Source organism: Cellulomonas oligotrophica (genome assembly GCF_013409875.1).
In the GTDB taxonomy this organism is placed as follows: domain Bacteria; phylum Actinomycetota; class Actinomycetes; order Actinomycetales; family Cellulomonadaceae; genus Cellulomonas; species Cellulomonas oligotrophica.
In genome coordinates this window covers 4,091,665-4,117,932 of the sequence record NZ_JACCBK010000001.1, presented here as the reverse complement: position 1 = coordinate 4,117,932, position 26,268 = coordinate 4,091,665, and the positions used below count along the sequence as shown (strand labels likewise).

The following is a 26,268-nucleotide window of genomic DNA, read 5'->3' as shown; positions in this document are numbered from 1 at the left end:
GTGGCGCCCGACCGGCTCAGCCCGCCGCCGGTCCCGCCCCGTCGACCGGGAGGTGCCGGGCCCACCACGCCAGCAGGTGCTCGAACCGCGCCTGCCGGTGCCGCGGCCGGCCCGAGCGCGTGAGCTCGTGCCCCTCGCCGGGGAAGAGCAGCAGCTCGGCCTCGACGCCGCGGCGGCGCAGCTCGACGAACCAGCGCTGGCCCTGCTCGACGGGGCAGCGCCAGTCCTGCTCGGAGTGCACGACGAGCGTGGGCGTGCGGACCTCGCCGACCCGGGCCATCGGTGACTGGCCGGCCACCAGGTCGGGCTCGGTCGCGGGGTCGCCCAGGTACTCGAGCCCGAACCACCAGCCGATGTCCGACGAGCCGACGAAGCTCACGGGGTCGAGGAAGCCGCGCTCGACGACCGCGGCGGCGAACCGGTCCGTGCGCGTGGTCAGCCACGCGGCCATGTAGCCGCCGTAGGAGCCGCCCAGGACGCCGACGCGGCCGGGGTCCAGGACGTCCGCGTCCTCGGCGAGCGCCGCGTCGAGCAGCGCCAGGACGTCGTCGGCGTCGACCGTGCCGAAGGCCCGCCGGATCGCCCGGCCGTGCGCGCGGCCGTACCCCGCCGACCCGCGCGGGTTGCCCAGGACGACCGCGTACCCCGCGCCCGCGAGCACCTGCGCCTCGTCGAACAGCGCGTGCGTGTACTGCGCGAACGGGCCGCCGTGCACCATGAGCAGCGTGGGGTGCGGGCCTGGGTGCCGCACGGGGTCGGGCAGCACGACCCAGCCGTGCACGGGGTATCCGTCGGGCGAGGCCGCGGTGATCTCGCGCGCGGCGTGCACGCGGCCCGTCGCCCGCAGGGGCGCCGACCAGTCGGCGTGCACGGCGACCGGGTCCAGCGTGAGCAGGGCGCCGGACGTCGTCGGGCCCGCCGCGGTGACGACGACCCGCCCGTCGCGCGCCGCCGCGGCGCCGAGGACGACGTGCGGCGCGGGCAGCAGCGTGCGCAGCGTGCCGTCGTCGAGGACCTCGCGCAGCTCGACGGCGCCCCGGTGCTCGACGGCCACGACCGCGCCGCCCGCGCGCGGCACGAGGACGTCCGGTGCGAGGTCGACCTCGTCGGCGTCGGTGAGGCGCACGGGCGGTCCTGCCGGTCGCAGGGACGGACCGGTGCCCGTGGTCGGCAGGCGGTGCAGGCCGGTCAGCGCCGCGACCGTGTCGTCGGCCGTCGGGCCCAGGTCGCGCGCCAGCAGCCACAGCCCCGCGCCGCCGGCCGCCGGCCGCACGGCCACGACCTGCAGCGGGCTGCCCGCGTCGGCGTCCGTCAGCGGGACCGGGGCGGAGCCGGCCTGCGGGTCGGCGTCGACGAGCACCGCGTCACGGCGGGTGTCGCGCTCGCGCGCCGCGTGCCGCGTGCTCGTCGCGACGATCGCGGTGCCGTCCGGCAGCCAGGCCGGGGCGGCCACCTCGACCTCGCCGGACGTGAGCGCGTGCGCCGCCGGCAGCGCGCGGGACGCTCCCGGGTCGTCGGGGAGCGTGAGGACGTGCACGTGCAGCGGGCGGTCGTGCACGAAGCCGAGCGCGTCGGACCGGTACCGGAACGTCGTCACGTGCCGCGGCGCCTCGGCCGCCGGGTCGCCGCCGGGCAGGTAGCGGCCCTCCTGCGGGACCCGCGCCACGTACGCGACCCGGCTGCCGTCGGGGCTGACGACAGGGGCGGCGACGCCGAGCGGGGCGTCGGTGAGCCGGACGGGCTCGCCGCCGCCCAGGCCGAGGACGTGCAGCTGCGCGGGGCCCCCGGTCAGCGGCGCGCGGCAGAACACGACCCACCGGCCGTCCGGGGTGACCTGGGGCGCGGTGTCGCGGTGCCCGTGGGTGAGCCGGCGCGCCGCGCCGGCTCCCGCGCCGGGGTGGGTGCCAGGGTCGGTGCCGTCGAGCGGGACGAGCCACAGCTCGCCCCGGTTCGCGTCGGCGTCGAGGTCGGGCCCGCCGACCGCCACGACGGCGGCCGAGCCGTCGGGCAGGGGCGCCGGGGCGCCGGGGGTGCGCAGGAGGTCCAGGTCGGAGGGGATCACCGGACGACTCTAGGCACGCGCGCCGACCCGCGAGGCACCCCCGGACCACCCGTTCGGCCCATCAGCCGCACGGGGCCGGCGTCAGACCGCGGCGGCCCGCAGCTCGGACGCGAGCGCCTCGTCGACCCGGGCCCGCAGACGCGTGCCCTCCGCGACGTGCTCCTCCTGCTGGAGGTCGCCGTGCTCGTGGACCCGGCTCACCAGGTCGCCGCGGGAGTACGGCACCACGAGGTCGACCGTGACGCCGGGCCGCGGCAGCTGGTCGGCCACCAGGGCCTGCAGCTCGTCGATGCCCGCACCGGTGTGCGCGGAGACCGCGACCGCGTGCACCTCGCGCGAGCGCAGCCGCGCCAGGACCTCGGGCGCGGCCAGGTCGGCCTTGTTGAGCACGACGATCTCGGGGACGTCCATCGCGCCGGGGATGTCGGCGAACACGTGCCGGACGGCGGCGAGCTGCCCCTCCGGGTCCGGGTGCGAGGCGTCCACGACGTGCAGCAGCAGGTCGGCGTCCGCGACCTCCTCCAGGGTCGAGCGGAACGCCTCGACGAGCTGGTGCGGCAGCGCGCGGACGAACCCGACCGTGTCGGCGAGGGTGTAGACGCGCCCGTCGCCGGTCTCGGCCCGCCGGACCGTGGGGTCGAGCGTCGCGAACAGGGCGTTCTCGACGAGCACACCGGCGTTGGTCAGCCGGTTGAGCAGCGAGGACTTGCCCGCGTTGGTGTACCCGGCGATCGCGACCGACGGGATCGCGTTGCGCTTGCGGGACGCCCGCTTGGTCACGCGGGCGGGCTCCATCGCGGCGATCTCGCGGCGCAGCTTCGCCATGCGGTTGCGGATGCGCCGACGGTCGAGCTCGATCTTCGTCTCGCCGGGACCGCGCGAGCCCATGCCCGCACCGGCGCCGCCGACCTGGCCGCCCGCCTGGCGGCTCATCGACTCGCCCCACCCGCGCAGGCGCGGGAGCAGGTACTCCAGCTGTGCGAGCTCGACCTGCGCCTTGCCCTCTCGCGACTTGGCGTGCTGGGCGAAGATGTCGAGGATCAGCGCGGTGCGGTCGACGACCTTGACCCGGACCACGTCCTCCAGCGCACGGCGCTGGGACGGTGCCAGCTCGCCGTCGACGACGACGGTGTCCGCGCCGACCGCGGCCACGACGGTCGCGAGCTCGGCCGCCTTGCCGGAGCCGAGGTACGTGCTCGGGTCCGGGGTGCGACGCCGCTGCAGCAGCCCGTCGAGGACCTGCGAGCCGGCGGTCTCGGCGAGCGCCGCGAGCTCGCGGAGCGAGATCTCGGCGTCCTGCGCCGTGCCCGCGCCCCACAGGCCCACGAGCACGACCTTCTCGAGCCGCAGCTGGCGGTACTCGACCTCGGTGACGTCCTCGAGCTCGGTCGACAGGTTCGCCACGCGGCGCAGCGACGTGCGCTCCTCGAGGTCGAGCTGGTCGCCGTCGAACGTGCTGTGGTGCGTGCCGCCGGACTGCAGTGCGGTCCCGGCCCGGGCGAGCACCCGTGCGACGACGTCGTCGGCCACCTCCTGCGCGCTGCGCGCCGACGCCTGCGGCGTCACGTCGGTGGTGTGCTCTCGGTCGTCCACGCGGGGCCTCTCGTCCGGGATCGGGGGTGCGCCCAGGATCGCACGCACGTACGACCCCCGCGACGGGATTTCGCTGCCGGCACAGCGTCGCGCGGCCGCTAGCCTCGGCGGGTGACCGGCACCGACGACCCGCAGGGCGAGCACTACTTCACGGCACGTCCGGCCTCGGCGGCGCAGCGCAGGACCGTGCGCGTCCCCCTGGCCGGGCAGGACGTCGAGGTCGAGACGGCGGGCGGCGTGTTCTCCCCCGACCACGTCGACCTCGGGACGCAGGTGCTGCTGCGGACCGTCCCGCAGCCGCCCGCGGCCGGAGACCTGCTGGACCTCGGCTGCGGCTGGGGCCCGCTCGCGCTGACGCTCGCGCTCACGTCCCCCGACGCCCGCGTGTGGGCGGTCGACGTCAACGAGCGCGCGCTCGACCTCGTGCGGCGCAACGCCGCGCACCTCGGCCTGCCGAACGTGGTCGCCGCGCTCCCCGACGACGTGCCGGACGACGTGCGCTTCGCGACCTGCTGGTCGAACCCGCCGGTGCGGATCGGCAAGCCCGCGCTGCACGACCTGCTGCGCCGCTGGCTGCCCCGCGTCGCGCCGGGCGGGGACGCGTGGCTCGTCGTCGGCAAGAACCTCGGCGCCGACCCGCTGCAGCGCTGGCTGACCGACGAGGCGGACCTGCCCACGACGCGCGAGGCGAGCGCCAAGGGCTTCCGCGTGCTGCGCGTCGCCCCGTGACGACCGGGACCACCGCAGCGGCCGGGTCGACGTCGCCCGACGCGCTGTGGCGCGCCCGCCGCACGACGTCGCTCGCGATGTTCGCGCTCGTCGTGCTCGTGGCGTTCGAGTCGTTCGCGGTCACCACCGTGATGCCCGAGGTCGCCGCCGTGCTCGACGGGCGCTCGCTGTACGCGTTCGCCTTCGCGGGTCCGCTCGCGACGGGCGTGGTCGGCATGGTGCTGGCCGGCGCGTGGGCCGACCGCCGGGGCCCGGCCGCCCCGTTCACGGCCGGGACCGTCGTCTTCGTCCTGGGCCTGGTCGTGGCGGGCGTCGCGACCAGCATGCCGGTGCTCGTCGCGGGCCGGCTCGCGCAGGGCCTGGGGGGCGGTGCCGTCAACGTGACGCTGCTCGTGGCCGTGGCCCGCGCGTACCCCGCGGTGCTGCACCCGCGCGTCTTCGCGTGGTTCTCGACGGCGTGGGTGCTGCCGTCGGTGGTCGGGCCCGCGGTCGCGGGGCTCCTCGCCGAGCTCGCGGGGTGGCGCTGGGTGTTCCTCGGCGTCGCGCTGCTGGTCGTGCCCGCGACCGTCCCGCTGCTGGGTGCGGTCCGCGGCCTCGGCCCCGTGCGGCACGACGACACGCCCGACGGCGGGCCGGCGGTGCGCGACGGCGCGGGCCGGCGCGTGCTGTGGGCCGTGCTCGTCGCGGCCGCCGTGCTCGCGCTCAACGTCGCCGCCCAGCTGCCGCGACCATGGTCCGCGCCGGTCGCGGTGGTCGCCGCCGTCGGGGCGCTGGCCGCCGCGCGTCCGCTGCTGCCGCGGGGCGCGCTGCGGATGCGGCCCGGCCTGCCGTCGGTGATCACGACGCGCGTGCTCGTGTCGGGCGCCTTCTTCGGGGCGCAGGTGTACGTGCCGTACCTGCTCGTGGACCGCGACGGCTGGTCGACCTCGGCGAGCGGTCTGGGGCTGTCGACGGCGGCCCTGGCGTGGTCGGCGTCCTCGATGGTGCAAGGACGCCTCGGGCACCGCCTGCCCAGCCGCAGCGCCGTCCGGACCGGCACGGCGCTCGTGGCCGTCGCCGTCGTCGGCGCGACCGTCGTGACGGTCCTCGGGCTGCCGGCGTGGGCGGTCGTGGCCGTGTGGACGGCTGCGGGCGCCGGCATGGGCATGGCGTCGTCGCGCCTCAACGTGCTGGTCCTGGGCTGGTCGACGCCGCAGGACCAGGGCCGCAACTCCGCCGCGCACACCATCGGCGACTCGGTCGGCGCCTCCCTCGCGCTCGCCCTGACCGGGGTCCTCGTGGTGCTCGTCGGGGGCGGCGACGGCTATGCGGGACCGGGGCCGTTCGTCGCCGCGTTCGCCCTCACGGCGGTGCTCGCGCTCGGCGCCGCCGTGGCCGCCCCGCGCGTCGGCGTCCCGCCCACCGAGCGGACCCCGGCAGCGGGTGCCGCGGTGCCGGGCACCGTGCCGTCGGAGCCGGGCACCGTGCCGTCCGAGGCGTCGCCGCCGCTCCCCGCCGACGGCATCGCCCCGACGAGCGCGTCCAGCACCTGACGCGGCGTCGGCACGCCCTCGGCGCGCGTCACGACCGCACCGGCCGCGTCGAGGACGACGACGGTGGGCGTGCTGACGACCTGCAGGGCGCCGGCGAGCTCCGGCGCGTCCGCCACGTCGACCTCGACGTGCCGGACGCCCGGGACGGCGTCGGCGACCCGGGCGAGCACGCGCCGTGCCGCGCGGCACGGCGCGCAGAAGGCGGTCGAGACCTGGACGAGCGTGGCGCGCTCCCCCAGCGGGGCACCGAGGTCGGCGGCCGTGAGCGCCGGCGCCGGCCCGCTCACGCGGGCAGCGCGTCGAGGGCCACGTCGACGTCGGCGACGAGCACCGCGGGCCCGGCGAGCACGACGTGCCCGTCGGGGCGGGCGGTGACCTCGACGGTGCCGCCGGGCACGTCGACGAGCCAGACGGCGGGGGCGTCGGGCCCTGCCCAGGCGCGCACCGCGACGGCGGCCGCGCACGCGCCCGTGCCGCACGACTGCGTCTCGCCGACGCCGCGCTCGTGCACGCGCATCCGCAGCCGCCCGACGAGCGTGCCGTCGGCCCGCCGGGACTCCCCCGCGGGCACGACCAGCTCGACGTTGGTGCCGTCGGCGGGCACCGGCAGCACCCGGGGTGCGTGGGACAGGTCGGCGCGGTCGAGGTCGTCGTCCTGCGCCAGCACGACGACGGTGTGCGGGTTGCCGACGTCCACGGACAGCCCGGGCCGGGTCACGGCGAGACCGTCGACCTCGACCGTCGCGTCCCCGCCGTCCGCCAGCGCGTCCGGCCCGCCGACCACCGTCGCCGGGCCCATGTCGACCGCGAACCAGGCGACGTCGCCGACCTCGGGCGCGGCGGGCACGGCGCGCACGGTCCGCAGCCCGGCCCGCGTGCCCACGGGCAGGTCGCCGTCGGCGGGCGACCACAGGCCGAGGTGCTCGAGGTAGCGGGCGAAGACCCGCACGCCGTTGCCGCACATCTGCGCGAGCGAGCCGTCGGCGTTGCGGTAGTCCATGAACCACTGCGCCCCGGCGGGCGCCTGCGGCACGTGCCCGGCGCGGACGACGCGGATCAGGCCGTCGCCGCCGACCCCGCCGCGCCGGTCGCAGAGCAGCCGCACGAGCGCCGGGGTGACGTCGAGCGCACCGTCGCGGTCGTCGAGGAGCACGAAGTCGTTGCGGGTGCCGTGGCCCTTGACCACCGCCAGGCGCGCCTGCGGGGCGGCGACGGCGGCGGGTGCGGGGGCGGTCGCGGTCATGAGCCCAGGGTACGGCGGGGCGCGGGGTCGTCGGTGGCGGGGCCGAGCGTCCCGGCGTCGGCACGGGCGACGAGGTCCAGCGCACGGTCGAGGAGGTCCGGGTCGCGCGCGTCGAGCCAGTGGACGCGCGGGTCACGCCCGAACCAGCCCATCTGCTTGCGCGCCAGGCGGCGGGTCCCGGCGGCCGTGGACGCCCGCGCCTGCACCTCGTCGAGCTCGCCGCGCAGCTGCGCGAACGCCTGCGCGTACCCCACGGCCCGGGCCGCGGTCCGTCCCACGCCGTGCGCGGCGAGCGCCGCGGCCTCGTCGAGGAGCCCGTCGGCCCACATCGCGTCGACCCGGCGCCCGATCCGCTCGTCGAGGGCGTCGCGCGCGCAGTCGAGGCCGATCTGCACGGCGGGCACCTCGTAGACGTGCTGCGGCAGGCTCGCCGAGTAGGGCCGCCCCGTCAGGGCGATCACCTCGAGCGCCCGCACGACGCGGCGGGCGTTGCGGGGGCCGATCCCCTCGGCCGCGACCGGGTCCAGCCCGGCCAGCTCCGCGTGCAGCGCGCGCGCACCCTCGGTCTCGACGCGCTCCTCCAGGCGGGCGCGCACGTCCGCGTCGGTGCCTGGGAAGTCCAGGTGGTCCAGCAGCGCGCGCACGTACAGGCCGGACCCGCCGACGGCCACGGCCCGCACACCGCCCGCGGCGAGGTCGGCGAGCACCGCCCGCGCGTCGCGCTGGTAGTCGGCGACGGACGCCTCGTCGCGGGGGTCGAGCACGTCGAGCAGGTGGTGCGGCACGCCCCGGCGCCGCTCGACGGGCAGGGTGGCGGTGCCGATGTCCATGCCGCGGTACAGCTGGAGGGCGTCGGCGTTGACGACGTGCGCGCCGAGCGCCTGCGCGAGGTCGAGGGCCAGGTCGGACTTGCCCGTGGCGGTGGGACCGACCACGGCGACGACGACGCTCACGCGGGCACCGTCGCCCACGCGCCCGCCGCGTGGGCGGCACCGGCGAGGAGGACCACGGCGTCGAGCCGTGCGGTGAGCGGGACGCCCGCGGACGCGCCGACGAGGACCTGCCACGGGGCCCAGCCGCTCACCGCCAGGCGCGCGCACGCGCCCCGGTCGAGCCCGGCGAGGGCGTCCCGCGCACCGGGGCCCGCGAGCGCGGCGTGCAGGGCGTCGTCCCACGCGGGCGCGTCGGGCTCGTCCGCGAGCGGGGCGTGCGGGCCGTGCCGGGCGGACCCGGAGCCGACGACGACGAGCGCGGTCGGCGCGTCCGCGGCGCACGCGGCACCGAGCGCGCGCAGGTCCGCGGCCCGGGCCGGCGCCGCGGCGTCGCGGGCCACCTCGACGACGACGACGTCGGCCGGCGGGTCGGCGGGCGACGCGGCCGCCACCAGGTGCAGGGCGACCGCGGCGGGCACCCCGACCGACGGGCCCGCGACGGGCAGGTCGACACCGGCGGGCGGGGCCACGACGGGCAGGTCGGGCACGGGCCACCCGAGCAGCGCGTCGGGCACTCCCGCGGCGCCGAGTCCCGCGCGCACCCGTCCCGCCGGGGCGCGGTCGTCGGTGCCGGCGCGGGGCGCGACGACGACGAGGCGTCCGCCGCGTGCGGCCTCGACGCCCTCGGCGACGGCGGCGAGGGCGGCCGCGCGCAGGTCGGCGAGGCCGGCGGGCTCGTGGCGGCCGGCGACGCCGGGGACGAGGAGGGCCGTGTCGGGGACGAGGGCGGCGTGGACGAGCACGTCCCGACGGTAGCGGGTGCGTCCGCGGGTGCGCTCCGGGCGGCGGGTAGGGTCGGGGCATGGGCTGGTTCGGCGAGCAGGCGCGACGCTGGTGGCCGGGGCGGCGGGCGGCCGCGCCCCCTCCCCCGGGCGGCGGGGCGGACCTGGACGACGACGACCTGCACGCCCGGGTCGCGGACCTGCTGGCCCGCGAGCTCGGTGCGGCGGAGTCCTCGGGCAGCCGTCCGCTGCCGGTGACGCCCGCGCGGATCGCGGCGTGGATGACGGAGAACGAGTTCTCCTACTTCGTCGACAACGACGGCGACCTCGGGGGCCTGTGGCGGGGGCGGCTGTTCTACTTCTTCCTCTTCGGGGAGGACTCGGAGATCCTCCAGGTGCGGGGGCAGTGGCACCGCGAGCTCGCGATCGAGCGGCTCGAGGAGGTGCTCGACCTGTGCAACGAGTGGAACGCGGACCGGATCTGGCCCAAGGCGTACGCGCGCGTGCGCGACAACGGGCGCGTCCACGTCGTCTCGGAGGTCGCCACGGACCTGGAGCACGGTGTCACCGACGACCAGCTCAGCCAGTTCCTCTTCTGCGGCCTGTCGACGGGCAGCATGCTGTTCGACGCGCTCGACGAGCAGTACCCGGACCCGGCGGGGGTGGCACCGTGAGCGCGCCGGGGTGGCTGCTGCGCGTGCTGGGCGGGCTGCCGAAGCCCGCCAAGGACCCGCACCCGGACGACGAGCCGCCGCGCCCGCTCACGCGCGACCGCGTCGGGGAGTACCTGCTGGCGCGCGGGTACCGGTTCGTGGTCGACGAGGACGGTGACCTGACCGGCACGTGGGACGGGAGCCGCTTCTGGTTCCTGCTCCTGGGCGACCAGCACGAGATCCTGCAGGTGCGCGGCCGGTGGTACCGCACGGTGCCGCTCTCCCAGCGCGCCGCGCTGGCGCTGGCCGTCAACGACTGGAACCGCGAGCGCATCTGGCCGAAGGCGTACCTGCGCGAGGAGGAGGGCACGCTCGCCCTCTACTCGGAGGTGTCGGCGGACCTGGAGCCCGGCGTGACCGACGTGCAGCTGGCCCAGCTGCTGGCGTGCGGCCTGGGCACGGGCGTGCAGCTGTTCGCGGCGCTGGAGCAGATCCTGCCCGCGGACGGGCCGCCGCCGGCGGTGCCGGACAACTGAGGGCCCGTCACAGGCCGCCGAGGACCTGACCCAGCAGGATCTTGGTGATCATCGCCGCCGGGTACACCAGGGCGTAGCCCAGGGCGACGCGCGAGTCGTACCCGGTGCGCCCGTTGGCGAACGCCAGCACCGCCGGCTGCGTCTGGGCGCCCGCCATGATGCCGGACAGCCGCGTGCCGCCGGTGCGGAACAGGCGCCGCATCACCAGGTACAGGCCGGTGGCGACGGTCGTGGTGACGACGAGCCCGAGCAGGACGATCCGCACCCACTCCCCCGAGGCGAAGGCCGCACCGATCTGCGCGCCGGCGCGCGAGCCCGCCTGGGCGAGGAACACGAGCAGGCCGAGCTCGGCGATCGCCTGCGCGGCCGTGTACGGCATGGCCGTGACGAGGGGTCCGACGCGGCCGAGGCGCCCGAGCACGAGGCCCACGACGAGGGTGCCGGCGGCGGACCCGATCGAGAAGACGCGCCCGGGCACGGGGAACGCGACCGCGCCGAGGAGGATCCCGAGGGTCATGCCCAGGCCGAGGACGATCGGCGTGATGTCGGACAGCCCCCGGGCGGAGTCCCCGAACCACCGGGAGACCTCGCCCATGCGGTCGCGCGGGGCGATGACGCGGACCCGGTCGCCGAGCTGGAGCAGGAAGTCGTCGGTGGCCACGACGTCGACGTCGCCGCGGCGCACGCGCGAGATCGTGGCGCCGAACCGGTGCGGCAGGTCGAGCTCGGCGATGGTGTGCCCGGCGGCCCGGGAGTCGGAGACGGTGATGCGCCGCATGTCGAGGTACCAGCGGTCGACCTCGAGGTGGTGGGAGGACGTGTGCCCGAGCTCGCGGGTGACGGCGTCGACGTCGGCGGCGGGGCCGACGACGGTGACGAGGTCGTCGACGAGCAGCAGGTCGCCGTCGTCGGCGGTGCGGATCGGCTCGGTCTCGCCGCGGCGCACCCGGGAGAACTTGATGCGGTCCCCGTAGCGCTCCTCGAGGTCCTGGATCCGGGGGCTGCTGCCGGCCTCGACGCGGACGGTGCGGTTGACCAGCGCGGGCGGGGCGTCGGTGTCCTCGCGGCGGTGGCGCAGCGCGGCCGTGACGGCGACGAGCATGCCGACCACGCCGAACAGGTAGGTCACCGCGTACCCGACGGTCGGACCGGTGGCGTCCCCGGCGGCCTCACGGGCGGCCGCGAGCGCGGGGGTGTTGGTCACGGCCCCGGCCCACGCACCCGCGGTGACGGCGGGGTCGAGGTGCAGGGCGGCACCCAGCACGACGGCGACGACGGCGCCGACGACGAGGACCCCCACCATCGCGAGGATCTGCCCGAGGCTGCGGCGCAGCGAGGAGAAGAACGTCGCCCCGGACACGATGCCGACGCTGAACGTGAACAGGGTCAGCCCGAGCGTGCCGAGCTCTTCGGGGATCTCGAGGTCGACGCCCAGCCCGGCCGCCCAGGCGGAGGCGCCGATGGCGAGGAACAGCACGGCTGCGGCCCCGAGCCCGACGCCGCGCACACGCACGTGCCCGAGGAGCGACCCGGTGCCGATGAGCACGAAGAGCAGCAGGATGGGCTGCTCGGCGAGGAAGACGAACACGTCCGACATCGGTGTCTCCGTGTGAGGGGTGCGACGCTGCGACCCTCATTGAAGACCTGCGCACGGGGGGCCGTCTGGGCCGGAGGGCCCGGGTGCCCGCACGCGGACGGGCTGTCGGCGGGCGAGCAGCCACCGGACCGGCGGTCGGCGGACCAGCAGTCCCGCGGGCGGGTCGTCAGCGGGTCGGCGCGCCGAGCCCCGGCAGGCCCAGCACCACGGGCCCGGCCGGCGCGGGGGCGCCCGTCCCGCACGACGACGCCCCGGCGGCGGCGTGCTCCTCGCGGCCCTCGACGCGCGCCTGCCAGGCGTCGCCGGCGCGGGTGCGCCGCACCGCGAACGTGCCACCGGGCGTGAGGGCGGAGTCGGCGACGAGGTGGTGGGGCGCGCTGCGGGTGATCTCGACCGTGACGAGGTCACCGGGACGGGGAGCCTGCGACGCGTCGAGACCGGGCGGCAGCGCGAGGTGCACGAGGCGGTTGTCGGCCGCGCGGCCCGAGAGGCGCGCGGTGTCGGCGTCCTTGCGCCCCTCGCCCTGGGCGACGAGCACGTCGACGCGGCGACCCACCTGCGCGGCGTTCTCCTCGCCGGAGATCCGCTCCTGCAGCGCCTGCAGGCGCTCGTAGCGCTCCTGCACGACCGCCTTGGGGAGCTGGTCGGGCAGGTCGGCGGCGGGGGTGCCGGGCCGCGGGGAGTACTGGAACGTGAACGCCGACGCGAACCGGGACGCCTCGACCACGCGCAGGGTCTCGGCGAAGTCCTCCTCGGTCTCGCCGGGGAACCCGACGATGACGTCGGTGGTGATCGCCGCGTCCGGCACGGCCGCGCGCACCCGGTCGAGGATGGCCAGGAAGCGCTCGGCCCGGTACGAGCGGCGCATGGCGCGCAGGACCCGGTCCGAGCCCGACTGCAGGGGCATGTGCAGCTGCGGCATCACCGTCGGCGTGGCCGCCATCGCCTCGATCACGTCGTCGGTGAACGCCGCGGGGTGCGGGGACGTGAAGCGGACACGCTCGAGCCCGGGCACCGCGCCGACCGACCGCAGCAGCTTGGCGAACGCGTGCCGGTCGCCGAACCCGACGCCGTAGGAGTTGACGTTCTGGCCGAGCAGCGTGACCTCGATCGCGCCCTGCGCGACGAGCGCCTCGACCTCGGCCAGGACGTCGCCCGGGCGGCGGTCGCGCTCCTTGCCGCGCAGGTGCGGCACGATGCAGAACGTGCACGTGTTGTTGCAGCCGACGCTGATCGACACCCATCCCGCGTAGACCGACTCCCGGCGCGTGGGCAGCGTCGAGGGGAACACCTGCAGCGACTCGGCGATCTCGACCTCGGCCTGCGCGTTGTGGCGCGCGCGCTCGAGCAGCGACGGCAGCACGTCGATGTTGTGGGTGCCGAACACGACGTCCACCCACGGCGCGCGCTCGACGATGCCGGTGCGGTCCTTCTGCGCGAGGCAGCCGCCCACGGCGATCTGCATGCCGCCGGGACGGGAGCGCTTGGTGCCGGCCAGCCGCCCGAGGTTGCCGTACAGCCGGTCGGCGGCGTTCTCGCGGACCGCGCACGTGTTGATGACGAGGACGTCGACGTCCTCCACGGCCGCGTCGGCCGCGGGCGCCGGCACGTAGCCGGCCTCCTCGAGCAGCCCGGCCATGTGCTCGGAGTCGTGCACGTTCATCTGGCAGCCGAGCGTCTTGACCAGGTACGTGCGCGCACGCGCCGCCGGGGCGTGCGCGGCGGCGGGGGCGGGGGCGGGCAGGGTCGTGGACATCGCCCCCCAGGGTACGTCGGCGCGACGCCCCCCCGGCGCCCGCGCCCGCGCCGGGCCCGTCGGCCGGCGGCACGCGACGGACGGGGCACCGGACGGACCGGGCGCACCCGGACGCACCCGGATCGAACCGGCTGTGCAGACCGGGATGACTGGGACGTTACGGGACCGTGACGTCTTCTCGTGGCGCCCGCAACATCTCCCCCGTAGGTTCGGCAGATGCCCGACAGCACGAGCGACCTCACGACAGCCGTCGCCGCCCCGGCCCGCCCCACCGGCGACCCGCTGATCGTCCTGTCCGGGGTCAACAAGCACTTCGGCCCCCTGCACGTCCTGCAGGACATCGACCTGACGATCCACCGCGGCGAGGTCGTCGTGGTCATCGGACCGTCCGGGAGCGGCAAGTCGACCCTGTGCCGCACGATCAACCGGCTGGAGACCATCGACTCCGGCACCATCACGATCGACGGCCAGCCGCTGCCCGAGGAGGGCCGCGCGCTGGCGCGTCTGCGCGCCGACGTCGGCATGGTGTTCCAGTCCTTCAACCTCTTCGCGCACAAGACCGTCCTGGAGAACGTCACGCTGGGGCAGGTCAAGGCCAAGGGCGTGCGCCCCGCGCAGGCGAAGGCCACCGCGATGGAGCTGCTCGAGCGCGTCGGCGTCGCCAACCAGGCCGACAAGCGGCCCGCCCAGCTCTCCGGCGGCCAGCAGCAGCGCGTCGCCATCGCCCGCGCCCTGGCCATGAAGCCCAAGGCCATGCTGTTCGACGAGCCGACCTCGGCCCTCGACCCCGAGATGATCAACGAGGTCCTCGACGTCATGGTCAGCCTCGCCCGCGAGGGCATGACGATGGTCGTGGTCACGCACGAGATGGGGTTCGCCCGCCGCGCCGCGCACCGCGTGGTCTTCATGGACGCCGGGCAGGTCGTCGAGCAGGCCGAGCCCGAGGAGTTCTTCACCGCCGCGCGCAGCGAGCGCGCCCGCGACTTCCTGTCCAAGATCCTCACCCACTGACCCGGGCGGCCACCACGGGCCCGGCAGCACCGACCAGACCGCAGCACGACACGACGCACGACGACACGAAGGGGACACCCATGCGCGCACGACTGGCGATCGCGCTCACCGCGGCGGCCGCGCTCACGCTCACCGCCTGCTCCGGCGGCGACACCGACTCCGAGAGCACCGAGGGTGCGGGCGGCGGCGACAGCATCCGCATCGGCATCAAGTTCGACCAGCCCGGCCTCGGCTTCCAGGACGGCTCCGACTACACCGGCTTCGACGTCGGCGTCGCGACGTACGTCGCGGAGCAGCTCGGCTACTCCGCCGACCAGATCGAGTGGGTCGAGTCGCCGTCCGCGCAGCGCGAGACGATGCTGCAGACCGGCCAGGTCGACATGATCTTCGCGACGTACTCCATCACCGACGAGCGCAAGGAGGTCGTGTCCTTCGCCGGGCCGTACTTCGTCGCCGGGCAGGACCTGCTCGTCGCCGCCGACGACGACTCCATCAGCGGGCCCGAGGACCTCGAGGGCAAGAACCTGTGCTCCGTCACGGGCTCGACGTCCGCGCAGCGCATCAAGGACGAGTACGCGGCCGGGACGAACCTGCTGGAGCAGCCCGGGTACGCCGAGTGCGTCACCGCGCTCGTCGCCGGCTCCGTCGACGCCGTGACCACCGACGACATCATCCTCGCCGGCCTCGCGGCCATCCCCGCCAACGAGGGCCAGGTCAAGGTCGTCGGCAACCCGTTCTCCGAGGAGAACTACGGCATCGGACTGCCGCAGGACAACGAGATCTGCGAGGACGTGAACGCGGCCGTCGAGCAGATGTTCGAGGACGGCACGTGGGAGCAGCTGCTGGAGGACAACGTCGGCGCGTCGGGCTACGTCCCGAACGCGGACCTCAACCCGCCGGCCGTCGAGCCCTGCGCCTGACCCGCTGACCCCGCGGGTGCCGGCCACCGGCACCCGCGGGTCCGCGCGGCGCGAGCCGCCACGCCGTCCCCCTGCCGCACGCCCCTGGAGGTCCTGCCGTGGACGAGGGCTACCTCGCCCAGTTCCTGTCGTTGTTCGAGCAGTTCGACGTGCTCGCCGCGTTCTGGGTGAACATCCAGCTCACCGCGTACGCCGCCGTCCTCGCGCTCGTCCTCGGCACGGTGCTGGCCGTCATGCGGATCTCGCCCGTGCCGAGCCTGCGCTGGGCCGGGGCGACCTACGTGACGCTGCTGCGCAACACGCCCCTGACGATCATCATCGTCTTCTGCGTGCTGGGCCTGTGGGGGCAGCTCGGCATCACGCTGTCGGCGGACTTCCAGACCAACTTCTTCCGCCTGGCCGCCATCGGCCTGGGCGTCTACCACGCGGCGTTCGTGTGCGAGGCGCTGCGCTCGGGCGTCAACACCGTGCCCGTCGGCCAGGCCGAGGCGGCCCGCGCGATCGGTCTGGGCTTCTGGCCCGCGGCCCGCCTGGTGATCCTCCCGCAGGCGTTCCGCGGCGCCGTCGCCCCGCTCGGCAACGTGCTCATCGCCCTCATCAAGAACTCCACGGTCGCCGCCGCCGGGTCCGTCGCCGAGGCGTCGGGCCTGATGCGCACCATGATCGAGTTCCGGCCCGACGTGATCCTCGCCGTGTTCTTCGTGTTCGCGCTCGGCTTCGTCGTCCTCGTCGTCCCGGTGGGCCTGCTCACCACGTCCCTGTCCCGACGCCTGGCGGTGGCCCGATGAGCGCGCACGTCCTGTTCGACGCCCCCGGGCCCCGCGCCCGCCGCCGCATGGTCGTGGTCAACGTCGTCGCCGCGCTCGTGGTGGCCGCGATCGCCGCCGTGGCGCTCGTCCTGCTCGACCGCAAGGGGCAGCTCGACGCCCGCCTGTGGACGCCGTTCCTCGAGGCCCGCACCTGGACCGGGTACCTGCTGCCGGGGCTGCTCGACACCCTGCGCGCCGCCGCGCTCGCCATCGTCGCGTCGGGGGTCTTCGGGCTGGTCTTCGGGCTGGGTCGGCTCGCGTCGTCCCGCGCGGTGCGCGTCGTCGCCGGCGCGGTCGTCGAGTTCTTCCGCGCCGTGCCCGTGCTGCTGATGATGATCTTCTTCTACCTGGGGATCTCGCGCGCCGGCCTGCTCGACCCGGGCGACGTCCCGCTCGTGGCCGTCGTGCTCGGCCTGACGCTCTACAACGGGTCCGTGTTCGCCGAGCTCGTACGGTCCGGCGTCCACGGGCTGCCGAAGGGCCAGCGGGAGGCCGCGCTCGTCGTCGGGCTCACCCGCGGGCAGTCGCTGCGGCTGGTCGAGGTGCCGCAGGCGCTGATCGCCATGCTGCCCGCGATCGCCTCGCAGCTCGTCGTCATCCTCAAGGACACCGCGCTCGGCGCGATCATCACCTACCCGGAGCTGCTGGCCGCCGCGCGCCGGCTCGGGTCCGGCGAGGGCAACATCCTGCAGGCGCTGCTCGTGGCCGCGGTGATCTTCATCGTCCTCAACTACGGCCTGACCCGGGCCGCGGACCGGCTCGCGACCCGCGTCGACCGTCGCACGTCCGGCACCGCGACGGCCGAGGCACCGAGCCTGGCCGTGCGTGCCGGCGGCGACGACTGAGGGGCCGCGCGCCGGCCGGCGGCGCCGGCCGTCAGCCGGCCGTGGCGCTGGCGCGCAGCTCGCGCACCACGGTGACCTTGATCTCGCCGGGGTAGGTCAGGTCGGCCTCGATGTGCCGGGCGATCGACACCGCGAGCTGCGGCAGGGCGTAGTCGTCGACCTCGGCCGGCTCGACCACGACCCGGACCTCCCGGCCCGCGGACATCGCCAGCGCCCGGCGCACGCCCTGGTGCGCCACGACGAGCGCCTCGAGCTTGTCCATGCGCTCCAGGTACTGGTCGACCTCCTCGCGGCGGGCGCCGGGCCGGGCCGCCGAGATCGCGTCGGCGGCCTGCACGAGGACGGCCTCGACCGTCGTCGCCGGCACCTCGTCGTGGTGCGCGGCGATCGCGTTCACCACGGCGTCGGTCTCCCCGCAGCGCCGCGCCAGGTCCGCGCCCACCGCCGCGTGCGTGCCGCCGACCTGCGCGGTCAGCGCCTTGCCGACGTCGTGCAGGAACGCGCCGCGGCGCGCCACGTCGACGTCGGCGCCGAGCTCGGCGGCCATCGTCGCCGCGACCTGCGCGGTCTCCACCAGGTGCTCCAGGACGCTCTGCCCGTACGACGACCGCAGCCGCAGCCGGCCCATGGTGCGCACGAGGTCCGGGTGCAGCCCGTCGACACCGGCCCGCTCGGCCGCGTCGTGGCCCGCCGCGTCGTGCCGCTCGTCGGCCCCCGCGAGCGCGTCGGCGTAGGCGGCCTCGATGCGCTGCGGGTGGATGCGGCCGTCGCTCATCAGGGCCTCGAGCGCGACCTGCGCGACCTCGCGCCGCGCGGCGTCGAAGCACGAGAGGACCACGGTGTCCGGGGTCTCGTCGATGAGCACGTTCACGCCGGTCAGGGCCTCGAAGTGCCGGATGTTGCGGCCCTCCTTGCCGATGATCCGGCCCTTCATCTCGTCCGACGGCAGGGGCAGCATGCTGAGCACGCCCTGCGAGCTGGTCGGCACGGCGAGGCGCTGCACGGCGGCCGTGACGATGCGTCGCGCGCGGGCCTCCGCGGTGCGGCGGGCCTGGGCCTCGGCCCGGCGCACCTGCCCGGCGGCGTCGTTCGTGGCCTGCTCGACCTGGCGGCGCGTGAGCTCGGCCCGGGCCTCGTCCTCGGTGAGGCCTCCGACCGCCTCGAGCTGGGCACGGGCCTCGTCGCGGGCCGCGGCCAGCCGCTCGCGCGCCGTGCGCTCGGCGTCGGCCAGCGTGCGCGCCGCCGCGCGCTCGGCCTTGTCGAGCGCACGGGCCGCGGCCCGCTCCGACTCGACGAGGGCGTCGGCCTGGGCGCGCGTGCGTCGCTCCAGCTCGGCCAGCGCCGTGCGCTCGGCCGCGAGGTCCTGCTCGCGGTCCACCACCCGGCGCTCGCGCCGCTCGGCGTCGGCGAGCAGGGCCCGGGCGTCGTCGCGGATGCGCGCGACGTCCTCGGTGGCGCGGCGACGCTGGGCGTCGGCGTCGCGCCGGGCGAGCAGGATGAGCAGCAGGGCGACCAGGCACGCGCCCAGCAGGCCGACGACGGTGACGACAGCACCCGGATCCACGACACTCCCCCTCGTCCGCGTCGGCTCGTGCGCCGCGCGCGGCCATTCTCCCCCGGGGGCGGGCGCCGTCCGGCCAGGTCACCCGTCCAGCGCGCCGCGCACGACGCACCGGTCGGCCAGGTCGCCCGCCGGTGCGTCCGCGTGGTCAGCCGGGCGGGGCGAGCTCGTCCCACACGGGCCCCCGTCCCAGGCGCGCCTGCTCCCAGGCGACGACCTCGCGGGCGAGCGCGGCGTCCGTCACGTCGACCGCGCGGACCGAGCTCTGCGCGAGGACCGAGTCGCGCACGTACGCGTCGACCTCGCGCGCACGCTCGGCCAGGGCCGCGTGCAGGCGTTCGTCGACGGTGCCCTCGGCGAGCAGGCGGTGCGCGCGCACGGCCCGCAGCTGGCCCATCCGGTGCAGGCGCGCGAACGCCTGCGCCTCGACCGCGGGCGAGAGCTGCGGCTCGCAGAGCACGGCGACCGAGGCGCACTGCAGGTTGAGGCCGACACCGCCGGCCTCGACCTGCGCGACGAGCACGGCACCGTCGTGCGGGTCGGCCGCCGCCAGTCGGTCGACCATGTCCTGCCGCTCGCCGGGCGGCACGTCGCCGGTGAGCGGGCCACCGACGTGCGCGACGCCGTGCGCCCGCAGCACGGGCGCGACCACGTCGAGCACGCCCCGGAAGTAGGACAGCACGACGACGCGGCGACCGTTCTCGCGGGCGTCGTCGACGATCTCGAGCAGGCGCCCGACCTTCCCCGACGAGGGCCGGCCGTCCACGACGGTCGTCGCTCGGCGCATCCGCACCAGCTGCCCCTCGGCCACCGCGTCCGCATAGGCACGGGCGCCGCTCGCCGTGAGCTCCTCCCACTCGTCGACGACCTCCAGCGCGGGCAGCTCGAGCAGCACGTCCCTCTGGTTGCGCCGCAGGTACACGGGCGCGACGGCGCGCCGGAACGCGTCCGCCCCGGCGAGCCCGAGGTGCCGGGGCAGACCGGGCACGAGGTCGGGAGCGACGAGCTCCACGAGCGCGACGAAGTCGTCGACGTGCCGCTGCAGCGGCGTGCCGGTCAGCAGCGCCACCCGTGGCGTGGCCCGCGCCCAGCCGGCGACGGCCCGCGACCGGCGCGCCCGCGGGTTGCGCACGAGGTGCGCCTCGTCGACCACGAGCATCGCCAGGCCCGGGCGGGGCAGCACCTGCGGGTCGGGCAGGTGGTGCATCGAGCCGAACGTGGTGACCGCGACGCCGCCGTCGACGACCCAGCGGGCCGCCGCGTCCGCCGCCGCGTCCCCGTGCACCCGGTGGACCGTGAGGGTGCTGTGGGTGGTGACCTCGCGGGCCCAGGACACGAGCACGCTGGCCGGGCAGACCACGAGCAGGTGCCGCTCCCCGCCGGCCGCGAGGTGCGCCATGGCGGCCACCGCCTGGACCGTCTTGCCCAGCCCCATCTCGTCGCCGAGCACGGCCCGCCCCTGGCACAGCAGGAACCGGGCACCGAACTCCTGGTAGCCGCGCAGCGTGCTGCGCATCAGGCGCGTGTCGAGCGGGTGGGCGACGACCTGGTCGGCGAGCTCGCCGGCGAGCAGACCGCGCTCGACGGCGAGGTCCAGCGCCCCGGGCACGAGGCGGTGCAGCGCTGTCGTGTACGTCGCCGGGCGGCGCTCGACGTCCGACCACGCGGCGTCGAAGCCGGCCTCGTCGTGGACGCCCGCGAGGTCGTCGAGGAGGCTCGCCAGCGCCGCGGTCTCGCCGGACGTCGTCCAGGCGGCGAGCGCCCCCACCGCGCGGCGGGCACGGTCGCGGGTCCGCGGCAGGCTCAGGGCGTACCGGACCCGGGACGTGGCGGGGGCCGCCGTGCGGGCGTGGGCGGTCGCCGCCCGGACGTACACGGCGAGCCGGTCCCGGTGCGGGTCGACCTGCGGCCACCACCGCAGGAGGGCGTGCAGCGCGGTCACGACGCGCGTGCTGGCCTCGGTGTCGGGGCGGTCGTCGGCGTCGAGCCGGAGCCGCACGGGTGTGGCGGCCCGGACCGCGTCGGCGAGCTGCAGCACGGCCGCCGTGACGGCGCGGGCGGTGCCGGGCCCGACGCCGGGCACCTGCGCGAGGGCCGTGGCGTCGACCCCGACCAGGTCGGCGGCCGTGCGGTACCCGGCCTCGACGAGAGCGCCCAGGCGCAGCGGCCGGTCGGTCGTGCCGGCCAGCGCGCCCACCTCGACGCACGCGAGCTCGGCACGCACGCGCGCCTCACGGTCCTGCGTGACGGTGCCCGTCACGGCGTCCTCCAGGGCGCGGACACGGTCGAGCACCGCCTGGGCGCGTGCCGCGAGCGCCCGGTGACGGTCGACCTCGGCCCGGGCGGCGCGTCCGGGGTCCACGTCGGGCGTCACCGGGTCCCCAGCGTGACGCGGTCCGCCGTCACCGGGGCTCCCACGGGCTCAGCCACCGCCGAGGAGGTCGCCGTCCTCCTCGGCGTCGATGCCCTCGGCGGCCAGCTCCTCGCGCAGCACGCGCCCGACGAGCGCCGGCGGGTAGCCCTTGCGGGCCAGCGCGGCGTACGTGCGGCGGGTCCGCACCTGCGGGTCCAGGCCCGTCGTGGTCCGCAGCTTCTTGCGCACGAGCGCGCGCGCCGCCTGCTCCTCGTCCTCGTCGTCGACCTGCTCGAGGGCGACCGCGGCGGTCTCGTCGTCGATCCCCCGCCGCCGCAGCTCGGTGCCCAGGGCCCGGCGGGACAGGCCGCGCTCGGCGTGCCGGGTGCGCACGACCATGCCGGCGTACTCGGCGTCGTCGACGAGCCCGACGTCGGCGAACCGGTCGAGCACGCGCTCGGCGACCGCCTCCGGCACGTCCCGTCGGGCCATGGCCTCCGCGAGCTGGGCGCGGCTGCGCGGGGCGGCGGTGAGCATGCGCAGCGCGATCGCGCGCGCCACCTGCTCGGGATCGGCGTCCGCCTCCTGCGCGGCGTCGCCCGTGGCCGGTGGCTCCTCGGACCGCGCCCCGCGGCGCCGCCCACGACCGAACGTGCTCATGCGTGCTCCTCCCCGGTGCTGGACGACCCGTCGGCACCGGACGGCACCGGCGCCGACGTCGACGTCGACGTCGGAGCGGTCGTCCGAGCGGTCGTCGGAGCCACGGTGGACGGGCACCGCCCGCCGCTGCCGGCAGCGGCAGGGCGGGCGGTGCGCGTCGTCGGCGGGCCGTCGGTCAGAAGTCGACCGCCGCGGGCTCGGCAGGGGCGTCGACGCGCGCGCCGATGCCGAGCTTCTCCTTGATCTTCTTGTCGATCTCGTCGGCGAGGTCGGGGTTGTCGCGCAGGAACCCGCGCGCGTTCTCCTTGCCCTGGCCGAGCTGGTCGCCCTCGTACGTGTACCAGGCGCCCGACTTGCGGATGAACCCGTGCTCGACCCCCATGTCGATGAGGCTTCCCTCGCGGGAGATGCCGTGCCCGTAGAGGATGTCGAACTCCGCCTGCTTGAACGGCGGGGCCATCTTGTTCTTCACGACCTTGACGCGCGTGCGGTTGCCGATCGGCTCCGAGCCCTCCTTGAGGGTCTCGATGCGGCGGATGTCCATGCGCACCGACGCGTAGAACTTCAGCGCCTTGCCACCGGTCGTCGTCTCCGGGCTGCCGAAGAACACCCCGATCTTCTCGCGCAGCTGGTTGATGAAGATCGCCGTGGTGCCCGAGGCGTTCAGCGCACCGGTGATCTTGCGCAGCGCCTGCGACATCAGGCGCGCCTGCAGGCCGACGTGCGAGTCGCCCATCTCGCCCTCGATCTCGGCCTTGGGCACGAGGGCCGCGACCGAGTCGATGACGACGATGTCGATCGCGCCGGAGCGGATCAGCGTGTCCATGATCTCGAGCGCCTGCTCGCCGTTGTCCGGCTGGGCGACCAGGAGCGCGTCGGTGTCGACGCCGAGCTTCTTGGCGTACTCGGGGTCCAGGGCGTGCTCGGCGTCGATGAACGCCGCGATGCCGCCGGCCCGCTGGGCGTTGGCGACGGCGTGCAGCGCGACGGTCGTCTTGCCGGAGGACTCCGGGCCGTAGATCTCCACGACGCGGCCGCGCGGGAGGCCGCCGATGCCGAGGGCCACGTCGAGCGTGACGGACCCGGTGGGGATGACCTCGACCGGGGCGCGGGTGTCCTCCCCGAGCCGCATGACCGACCCCTTGCCGAACTGGCGGTCGATCTGGCCGAGCGCGGCCTCGAGAGCCTTCTGTCTGTCCTGCGGAGCGGGCATGGTCACCTCGTCGTCTCGTGCAGCGTGCGCTGCGCCTGCGGGGCTGGTCTGACTCTCGGGTGACCGTATGCCCGACCACCGACACCCGGCCCCGCCCCGCCACCGCCCGCCCCACGGACACCTCCGCGGCGGGCTGTGGACGGCTCGGACCGTGCCACCCGCGGACCACAGTAGCCGAACACGTGTTCGACGCCAGCGACACGCCGTCAGCCGATCGTCACGGCCTGCCCGGGCTCGAGGACGTGGACCTCGCACCCGGGTGCGAGCCGGTGCGCGGCCGCGGCGAACGCGCGCCCCGCCCGGTCCATCCACCCCGGCGGCAGCCGCCGCGACACCGGGGGGTGCAGCGTCCCCCAGTGCACCGGCACCGCGTGCCGCGCACCCACGAGGGCGCAGACCCGCGCGGCCTGCACCGGGTCCATGTGCCCGCCGGACAGCCGCGGCCCCCACCCGCCCACCGGCACCAGCGCCACGTCGACGGCACCGCCGGCGAGGGCGGGCAGCTCGGCCATGGCCGGGTACGGCTCGGTGTCCCCCGCGAACCACAGCGCCAGCGACGGGGCCCGCACCACGAAGCCGCTCGCCGCGTTGGGCCGGTGCGGCATCGGCCGGTGCCCGTGCACCGCGTGCACCGTGCGCACCTGCACCCCCTCGTCGCCGGGCACGTCCCACCACCGGCCCTCCGCGAGCGGGACGCCGTGCACGCCGTGCTCGGCCAGCCAGTGCGCGCTGCTCGGCGCCGCCAGCACCGGCACCCCGCCCAGCAGGCGCAGCGACGGCAGCTCGGCGTGGTCGTGGTGCAGGTGGGACACCAGCGCGGCCCGGGCCCCGGCCCAGTCCTGCACGCGCGGCGCCTGCCCGCGCCGGCGCAGCAGACCGGCGTGCCGGCGCAGCAGCGGGTCGGTCACCAGCCGGACCCCGTCGACGTCCAGCACCGTCGACGCGTGCCCCAGCCACCGGACGTCGACGCTCACCGCACCTCCCCCACCCGTTGCGGGACGTCGTCCCGCAGCCCCGCCGCGTCGAGCCACGCGACGAGCTGGCGGTGCACGGTGTCGGCACCCACGAGCAGCCGCGCGCCGCCGACGTCCTCGCGCAGCGCGTCGTCGACGCCCAGGTGCACCGGGTGCAGCAGGAACGCGTCGTTCTGGTGCCCGCCGAGCCCGCCGTGCGACCCGACCTGCCCCTCGAACGCGTGCACCCGGCCGCCGGCCCCGACGGCCGACACGAGCAGCAGGTCGCCCGTGCGCGGCAGCCGCGCGGCGCGCGCCAGGTCGGCGTGCGCCCGCGGCCCGTAGGGCGCCAGCGGGTCCTCGCCCTGGACCACGTCGCCCGACGCCCCCGGCTCCAGGACCCGCAGGCCGCGCGGACCCACCGCGACCAGGCCGTGGGCCCGCGAGTCCGCCACGACCACGCCGACCGCCGGCCGCGCGACGAGCCCCGGCACGAGCCGCGGCCAGCGCTCGGACACCTCCTCGAGCGTCATCCGGCCGGGAGCGTCGGGGAACCAGACCAGACCGAGGTTCCCCGACCCGACGACCACCACGTCGGGGACGTCGGCGGCCGCCGGCGCCGCACCCGGTCCGGCGCCGCGCCCGTGCTCCCGCACCCGCCGCTGCGCGTCCGGGCCCCGGCGCCGACGGTCGTGCACGCCCCCGGGGCCGAGCAGCGCGCGCTCGCCGCCGCGGTCGAGCAACGACGTCAGCAGGGCGTTCACCGGGCCCCAGGCCTCGTCGTCGGCGCCCTGCACCCCGTCGACCGCCCCGCCGCGGCCGGACGCGCCCGCGGGCCCCATGAGGTCGCGGACCGTCCCGAGGAGCGTGCTCCCCTCGACCTGCTCGTACGTCGCGCCGAGCGCCTGGCCGTGGTCCGAGAGCACGACGACGTCGTAGGCGCGCGGTGCCGCCGCCACGACGCGCTCGAGCACCCGCAGCACCTGGTCGAGCCCCTCGAGCGCCCGGAGCGACTCCGGCCGGGTCGGGCCCGCGTGGTGGGCGATCTCGTCGTAGTCCACGAGGTCGACGTACACGACCGGGTCCCCGCGCACGAGCGCGTCGGCGACCAGGGACGTCGCCAGGTCGCGCAGCAGCACGTTGGTCACACCCCGCAGGAGCACGTACCAGCCGGCGCGGGAGATGCGCGGGCGCACGTCGTACACCCGCTGGCGGCGTGCCTGGTACAGCTCCTTGACGACCTCGCCGACGGTGGCCGTCACCGCGCGGGCGAGGACGAACGGGCGGGCGAAGAACCGCACGTACCCCGGCCCCGGGCCCAGCCCGTCCCGGCGGCCGCGGCTCATGACCAGGTAGGACGCCGCCGCGTCGCCCGAGAACATCGTCGCCACCGCGGTGCCGCCGCCGGCGAGCAGGCCACGCCCGTCGCTGATCGAGGCCTCGACCCGGGCCGCGTCGTCGGGGTGGTTCGTCACGACGAGACGGCCCTGGTCCCGGTCCCACCAGCGGAACGCCGGGATCGCGTCGGCCGCGCCGTGCAGCACGCCGGCGTGCGCCGCCGGCGTGGTCGCGGGAACCGACGCCCACCACGGCTCGACGCGGTGCGAGCCCTCCTCGAGCCACCGGGCGAGCGTGGGGGCGAGGCCGGCGTCGACGGCCTGCGCGAGCACGGGGGCGCTGACGCCGTCGAGCTGCACGACGAGCAGGCCCGGCGGGCGTCGCGCACCCACGGGCCGGGCGCCGGCGCGGCGCGCGTGCCGGCGGGCGTGCAGGAGCACGTCGGCGACCACGTACTCGTTGTCGCTCGACCCCCACAGCCACCGGGACGCGCCCAGCACGACCGCGGCGACCGTCAGCACCCCGACGACCGACCACGCCGACGCGACGACGATGCCCGGGACGACCGCGAGCGCGGCCCACGCGACCGCGACCTGCGCGAGCAGCCCGGCCACCAGCGCACCGCCGGCGCCGGCGACGTGCGCGAGGCTGCGCAGCGGCACGCGCAGCAGCACGTCGCCGGCCGTCACGGCCGCCGCGACGGCCAGCACCGCCCAGGGGGCGGACGCCCCCACGCCGTCGACCACGGCGATCGCGAGCCCCAGCCCGGCCGCGGTGGTCAGCAGGACGACGCCCGCCTCGAGCGCGTCGACCAGCAGGCCCCACCGCGGCGCGGTGCTCATCGCCGGGCCCTCAGCGCTGCCCGGGGCGCGGCGGCGCCTGCCGGTGCGGGTCGCTCCCCCAGCGCCGGGCGTCCGGCAGGCCCAGCGCGTCGCACAGCGCGTGCCAGACCTCGCGCGGCTCGGTGCCGTCCGCGAGCGCGGCGCCCGCGGTCCGCCCGCCGAGGGCGTCCAGCACCAGCTCGTCGACGAGCAGGCGCCCCTGGGCCCGCCCGAGCACGTCGTCGACCAGGTCGGTGAACTCGCGGTACCTCACGCCCCCAGCCTGCCACCGGCCAGCGGTGCGCCGCGCAGCGGGCACGCCGCCGCACGCACCTCGGGCAGCACGTGTGGGTGCCCGCCCCCACAATG

At 76.6% G+C, this 26,268-nt stretch carries 22 protein-coding genes and 1 pseudogene; 8 read left to right on the top strand and 15 right to left on the bottom strand.

The window, feature by feature from the left end:
• Positions 1 to 16: 16 nt before the first annotated feature.
• Both BKA21_RS18875 and hflX read right to left on the bottom strand, forming a co-directional pair.
• Positions 17 to 2,062 (bottom strand): S9 family peptidase, encoded by a 2,046-nt coding sequence (locus BKA21_RS18875; RefSeq protein WP_140460495.1) that lies wholly within the window; start codon positions 2,060 to 2,062, stop codon positions 17 to 19.
• Between the two features lie 81 nt (positions 2,063 to 2,143).
• A complete protein-coding gene (gene hflX, locus BKA21_RS18870) occupies positions 2,144 to 3,655 on the bottom strand; it encodes a GTPase HflX (RefSeq protein WP_140460494.1) in 1,512 nt (503 codons plus the stop codon).
• A gap of 111 nt (positions 3,656 to 3,766) precedes the next feature.
• On the opposite strand from hflX, the gene BKA21_RS18865 reads away from it, so the two are divergent.
• Both BKA21_RS18865 and BKA21_RS18860 read left to right on the top strand, forming a co-directional pair.
• Complete coding sequence (locus tag BKA21_RS18865) at positions 3,767 to 4,384, top strand: class I SAM-dependent methyltransferase (protein ID WP_140460493.1); 618 nt, start codon at positions 3,767 to 3,769, stop codon at positions 4,382 to 4,384.
• Positions 4,381 to 5,916, top strand: a complete 1,536-nt coding sequence (locus BKA21_RS18860) for an MFS transporter (RefSeq protein ID WP_239072984.1) — start codon at positions 4,381 to 4,383, stop codon at positions 5,914 to 5,916. Before BKA21_RS18865 ends, BKA21_RS18860 begins: the two co-directional genes overlap by 4 nt.
• Before the next feature lie 23 nt (positions 5,917 to 5,939).
• Here the strand turns inward: BKA21_RS18860 and BKA21_RS18855 are convergent.
• The 4 genes and pseudogenes from BKA21_RS18855 to BKA21_RS19845 form a co-directional block, all read right to left on the bottom strand.
• Positions 5,940 to 6,203 (bottom strand): annotated as a pseudogene (locus BKA21_RS18855) (thioredoxin family protein); the annotation flags it as partial.
• Positions 6,200 to 7,159, bottom strand: a complete 960-nt coding sequence (gene dapF, locus BKA21_RS18850) for a diaminopimelate epimerase (RefSeq protein ID WP_140460492.1) — start codon at positions 7,157 to 7,159, stop codon at positions 6,200 to 6,202. The pseudogene BKA21_RS18855 and the gene dapF, both read right to left, overlap by 4 nt.
• Entirely contained in the window at positions 7,156 to 8,112 is a 957-nt protein-coding gene (gene miaA / locus BKA21_RS19850) for a tRNA (adenosine(37)-N6)-dimethylallyltransferase MiaA (RefSeq protein WP_170209120.1), read from the bottom strand. The genes dapF and miaA overlap by 4 nt, the downstream gene beginning before the upstream one ends.
• The gene (locus BKA21_RS19845; protein ID WP_170209119.1) at positions 8,109 to 8,894 is read right to left on the bottom strand and encodes a class III extradiol ring-cleavage dioxygenase family protein; all 786 of its coding nucleotides are present in this window, start codon (positions 8,892 to 8,894) and stop codon (positions 8,109 to 8,111) included. Before BKA21_RS19845 ends, miaA begins: the two co-directional genes overlap by 4 nt.
• A 59-nt stretch (positions 8,895 to 8,953) precedes the next feature.
• Here BKA21_RS19845 and BKA21_RS18840 point away from each other — a divergent pair, with 59 nt between their 5' ends.
• Both BKA21_RS18840 and BKA21_RS18835 read left to right on the top strand, forming a co-directional pair.
• Positions 8,954 to 9,547, top strand: a complete 594-nt coding sequence (locus BKA21_RS18840) for a type III secretion system chaperone family protein (protein ID WP_140460490.1) — start codon at positions 8,954 to 8,956, stop codon at positions 9,545 to 9,547.
• Positions 9,544 to 10,062 (top strand): type III secretion system chaperone family protein, encoded by a 519-nt coding sequence (locus BKA21_RS18835; protein ID WP_140460489.1) that lies wholly within the window; start codon positions 9,544 to 9,546, stop codon positions 10,060 to 10,062. The genes BKA21_RS18840 and BKA21_RS18835 overlap by 4 nt, the downstream gene beginning before the upstream one ends.
• A gap of 7 nt (positions 10,063 to 10,069) precedes the next feature.
• Here the strand turns inward: BKA21_RS18835 and BKA21_RS18830 are convergent, their stop codons facing one another.
• The gene (locus BKA21_RS18830; protein WP_140460488.1) at positions 10,070 to 11,659 is read right to left on the bottom strand and encodes an aspartate:alanine exchanger family transporter; all 1,590 of its coding nucleotides are present in this window, start codon (positions 11,657 to 11,659) and stop codon (positions 10,070 to 10,072) included.
• A gap of 166 nt (positions 11,660 to 11,825) precedes the next feature.
• On the bottom strand, positions 11,826 to 13,415 hold the full coding sequence (miaB, locus tag BKA21_RS18825; protein ID WP_140460487.1) for a tRNA (N6-isopentenyl adenosine(37)-C2)-methylthiotransferase MiaB: 1,590 nt from the start codon (positions 13,413 to 13,415) through the stop codon (positions 11,826 to 11,828).
• A gap of 282 nt (positions 13,416 to 13,697) precedes the next feature.
• On the opposite strand from miaB, the gene BKA21_RS18820 reads away from it, so the two are divergent.
• The 4 genes from BKA21_RS18820 to BKA21_RS18805 all read left to right on the top strand — a co-directional run bounded on the left by BKA21_RS18820 (position 13,698) and on the right by BKA21_RS18805 (position 17,000).
• On the top strand, positions 13,698 to 14,426 hold the full coding sequence (locus BKA21_RS18820) for an amino acid ABC transporter ATP-binding protein (RefSeq protein WP_203793555.1): 729 nt from the start codon (positions 13,698 to 13,700) through the stop codon (positions 14,424 to 14,426).
• 80 nt (positions 14,427 to 14,506) lie between these two features.
• Positions 14,507 to 15,346, top strand: a complete 840-nt coding sequence (locus BKA21_RS18815; RefSeq protein ID WP_140460485.1) for a glutamate ABC transporter substrate-binding protein — start codon at positions 14,507 to 14,509, stop codon at positions 15,344 to 15,346.
• A 98-nt stretch (positions 15,347 to 15,444) separates the two neighbouring features.
• Positions 15,445 to 16,134 carry an amino acid ABC transporter permease gene (locus BKA21_RS18810; protein ID WP_140460484.1) on the top strand — a complete coding sequence of 230 codons (690 nt, stop codon included), beginning with the start codon at positions 15,445 to 15,447 and terminating at the stop codon, positions 16,132 to 16,134.
• Positions 16,131 to 17,000: an amino acid ABC transporter permease gene (locus tag BKA21_RS18805; protein WP_140460483.1), complete on the top strand. Its 870-nt coding sequence runs from the start codon at positions 16,131 to 16,133 to the stop codon at positions 16,998 to 17,000. Before BKA21_RS18810 ends, BKA21_RS18805 begins: the two co-directional genes overlap by 4 nt.
• A gap of 31 nt (positions 17,001 to 17,031) precedes the next feature.
• On the opposite strand, the gene rny is transcribed toward BKA21_RS18805, so the two are convergent.
• From rny to BKA21_RS18770, 7 genes are all read right to left on the bottom strand, one after another.
• Positions 17,032 to 18,564 (bottom strand): ribonuclease Y, encoded by a 1,533-nt coding sequence (gene rny, locus BKA21_RS18800; RefSeq protein ID WP_140460482.1) that lies wholly within the window; start codon positions 18,562 to 18,564, stop codon positions 17,032 to 17,034.
• 145 nt (positions 18,565 to 18,709) lie between these two features.
• Entirely contained in the window at positions 18,710 to 20,935 is a 2,226-nt protein-coding gene (locus tag BKA21_RS20325) for a DEAD/DEAH box helicase (RefSeq protein ID WP_203793551.1), read from the bottom strand.
• A 48-nt stretch (positions 20,936 to 20,983) separates the two neighbouring features.
• On the bottom strand, positions 20,984 to 21,574 hold the full coding sequence (locus BKA21_RS18790) for a regulatory protein RecX (RefSeq protein ID WP_140460591.1): 591 nt from the start codon (positions 21,572 to 21,574) through the stop codon (positions 20,984 to 20,986).
• Between the two features lie 175 nt (positions 21,575 to 21,749).
• Entirely contained in the window at positions 21,750 to 22,787 is a 1,038-nt protein-coding gene (recA, locus tag BKA21_RS18785; RefSeq protein WP_140460481.1) for a recombinase RecA, read from the bottom strand.
• A gap of 206 nt (positions 22,788 to 22,993) precedes the next feature.
• Complete coding sequence (locus BKA21_RS18780) at positions 22,994 to 23,761, bottom strand: MBL fold metallo-hydrolase (RefSeq protein WP_140460480.1); 768 nt, start codon at positions 23,759 to 23,761, stop codon at positions 22,994 to 22,996.
• Positions 23,758 to 25,920, bottom strand: coding sequence for an alkaline phosphatase family protein (locus tag BKA21_RS18775; RefSeq protein ID WP_140460479.1), 2,163 nt, complete (start codon positions 25,918 to 25,920; stop codon positions 23,758 to 23,760). Before BKA21_RS18775 ends, BKA21_RS18780 begins: the two co-directional genes overlap by 4 nt.
• A 10-nt stretch (positions 25,921 to 25,930) precedes the next feature.
• The gene (locus tag BKA21_RS18770; RefSeq protein WP_140460478.1) at positions 25,931 to 26,173 is read right to left on the bottom strand and encodes a DUF3046 domain-containing protein; all 243 of its coding nucleotides are present in this window, start codon (positions 26,171 to 26,173) and stop codon (positions 25,931 to 25,933) included.
• Positions 26,174 to 26,268: the final 95 nt, after the last annotated feature.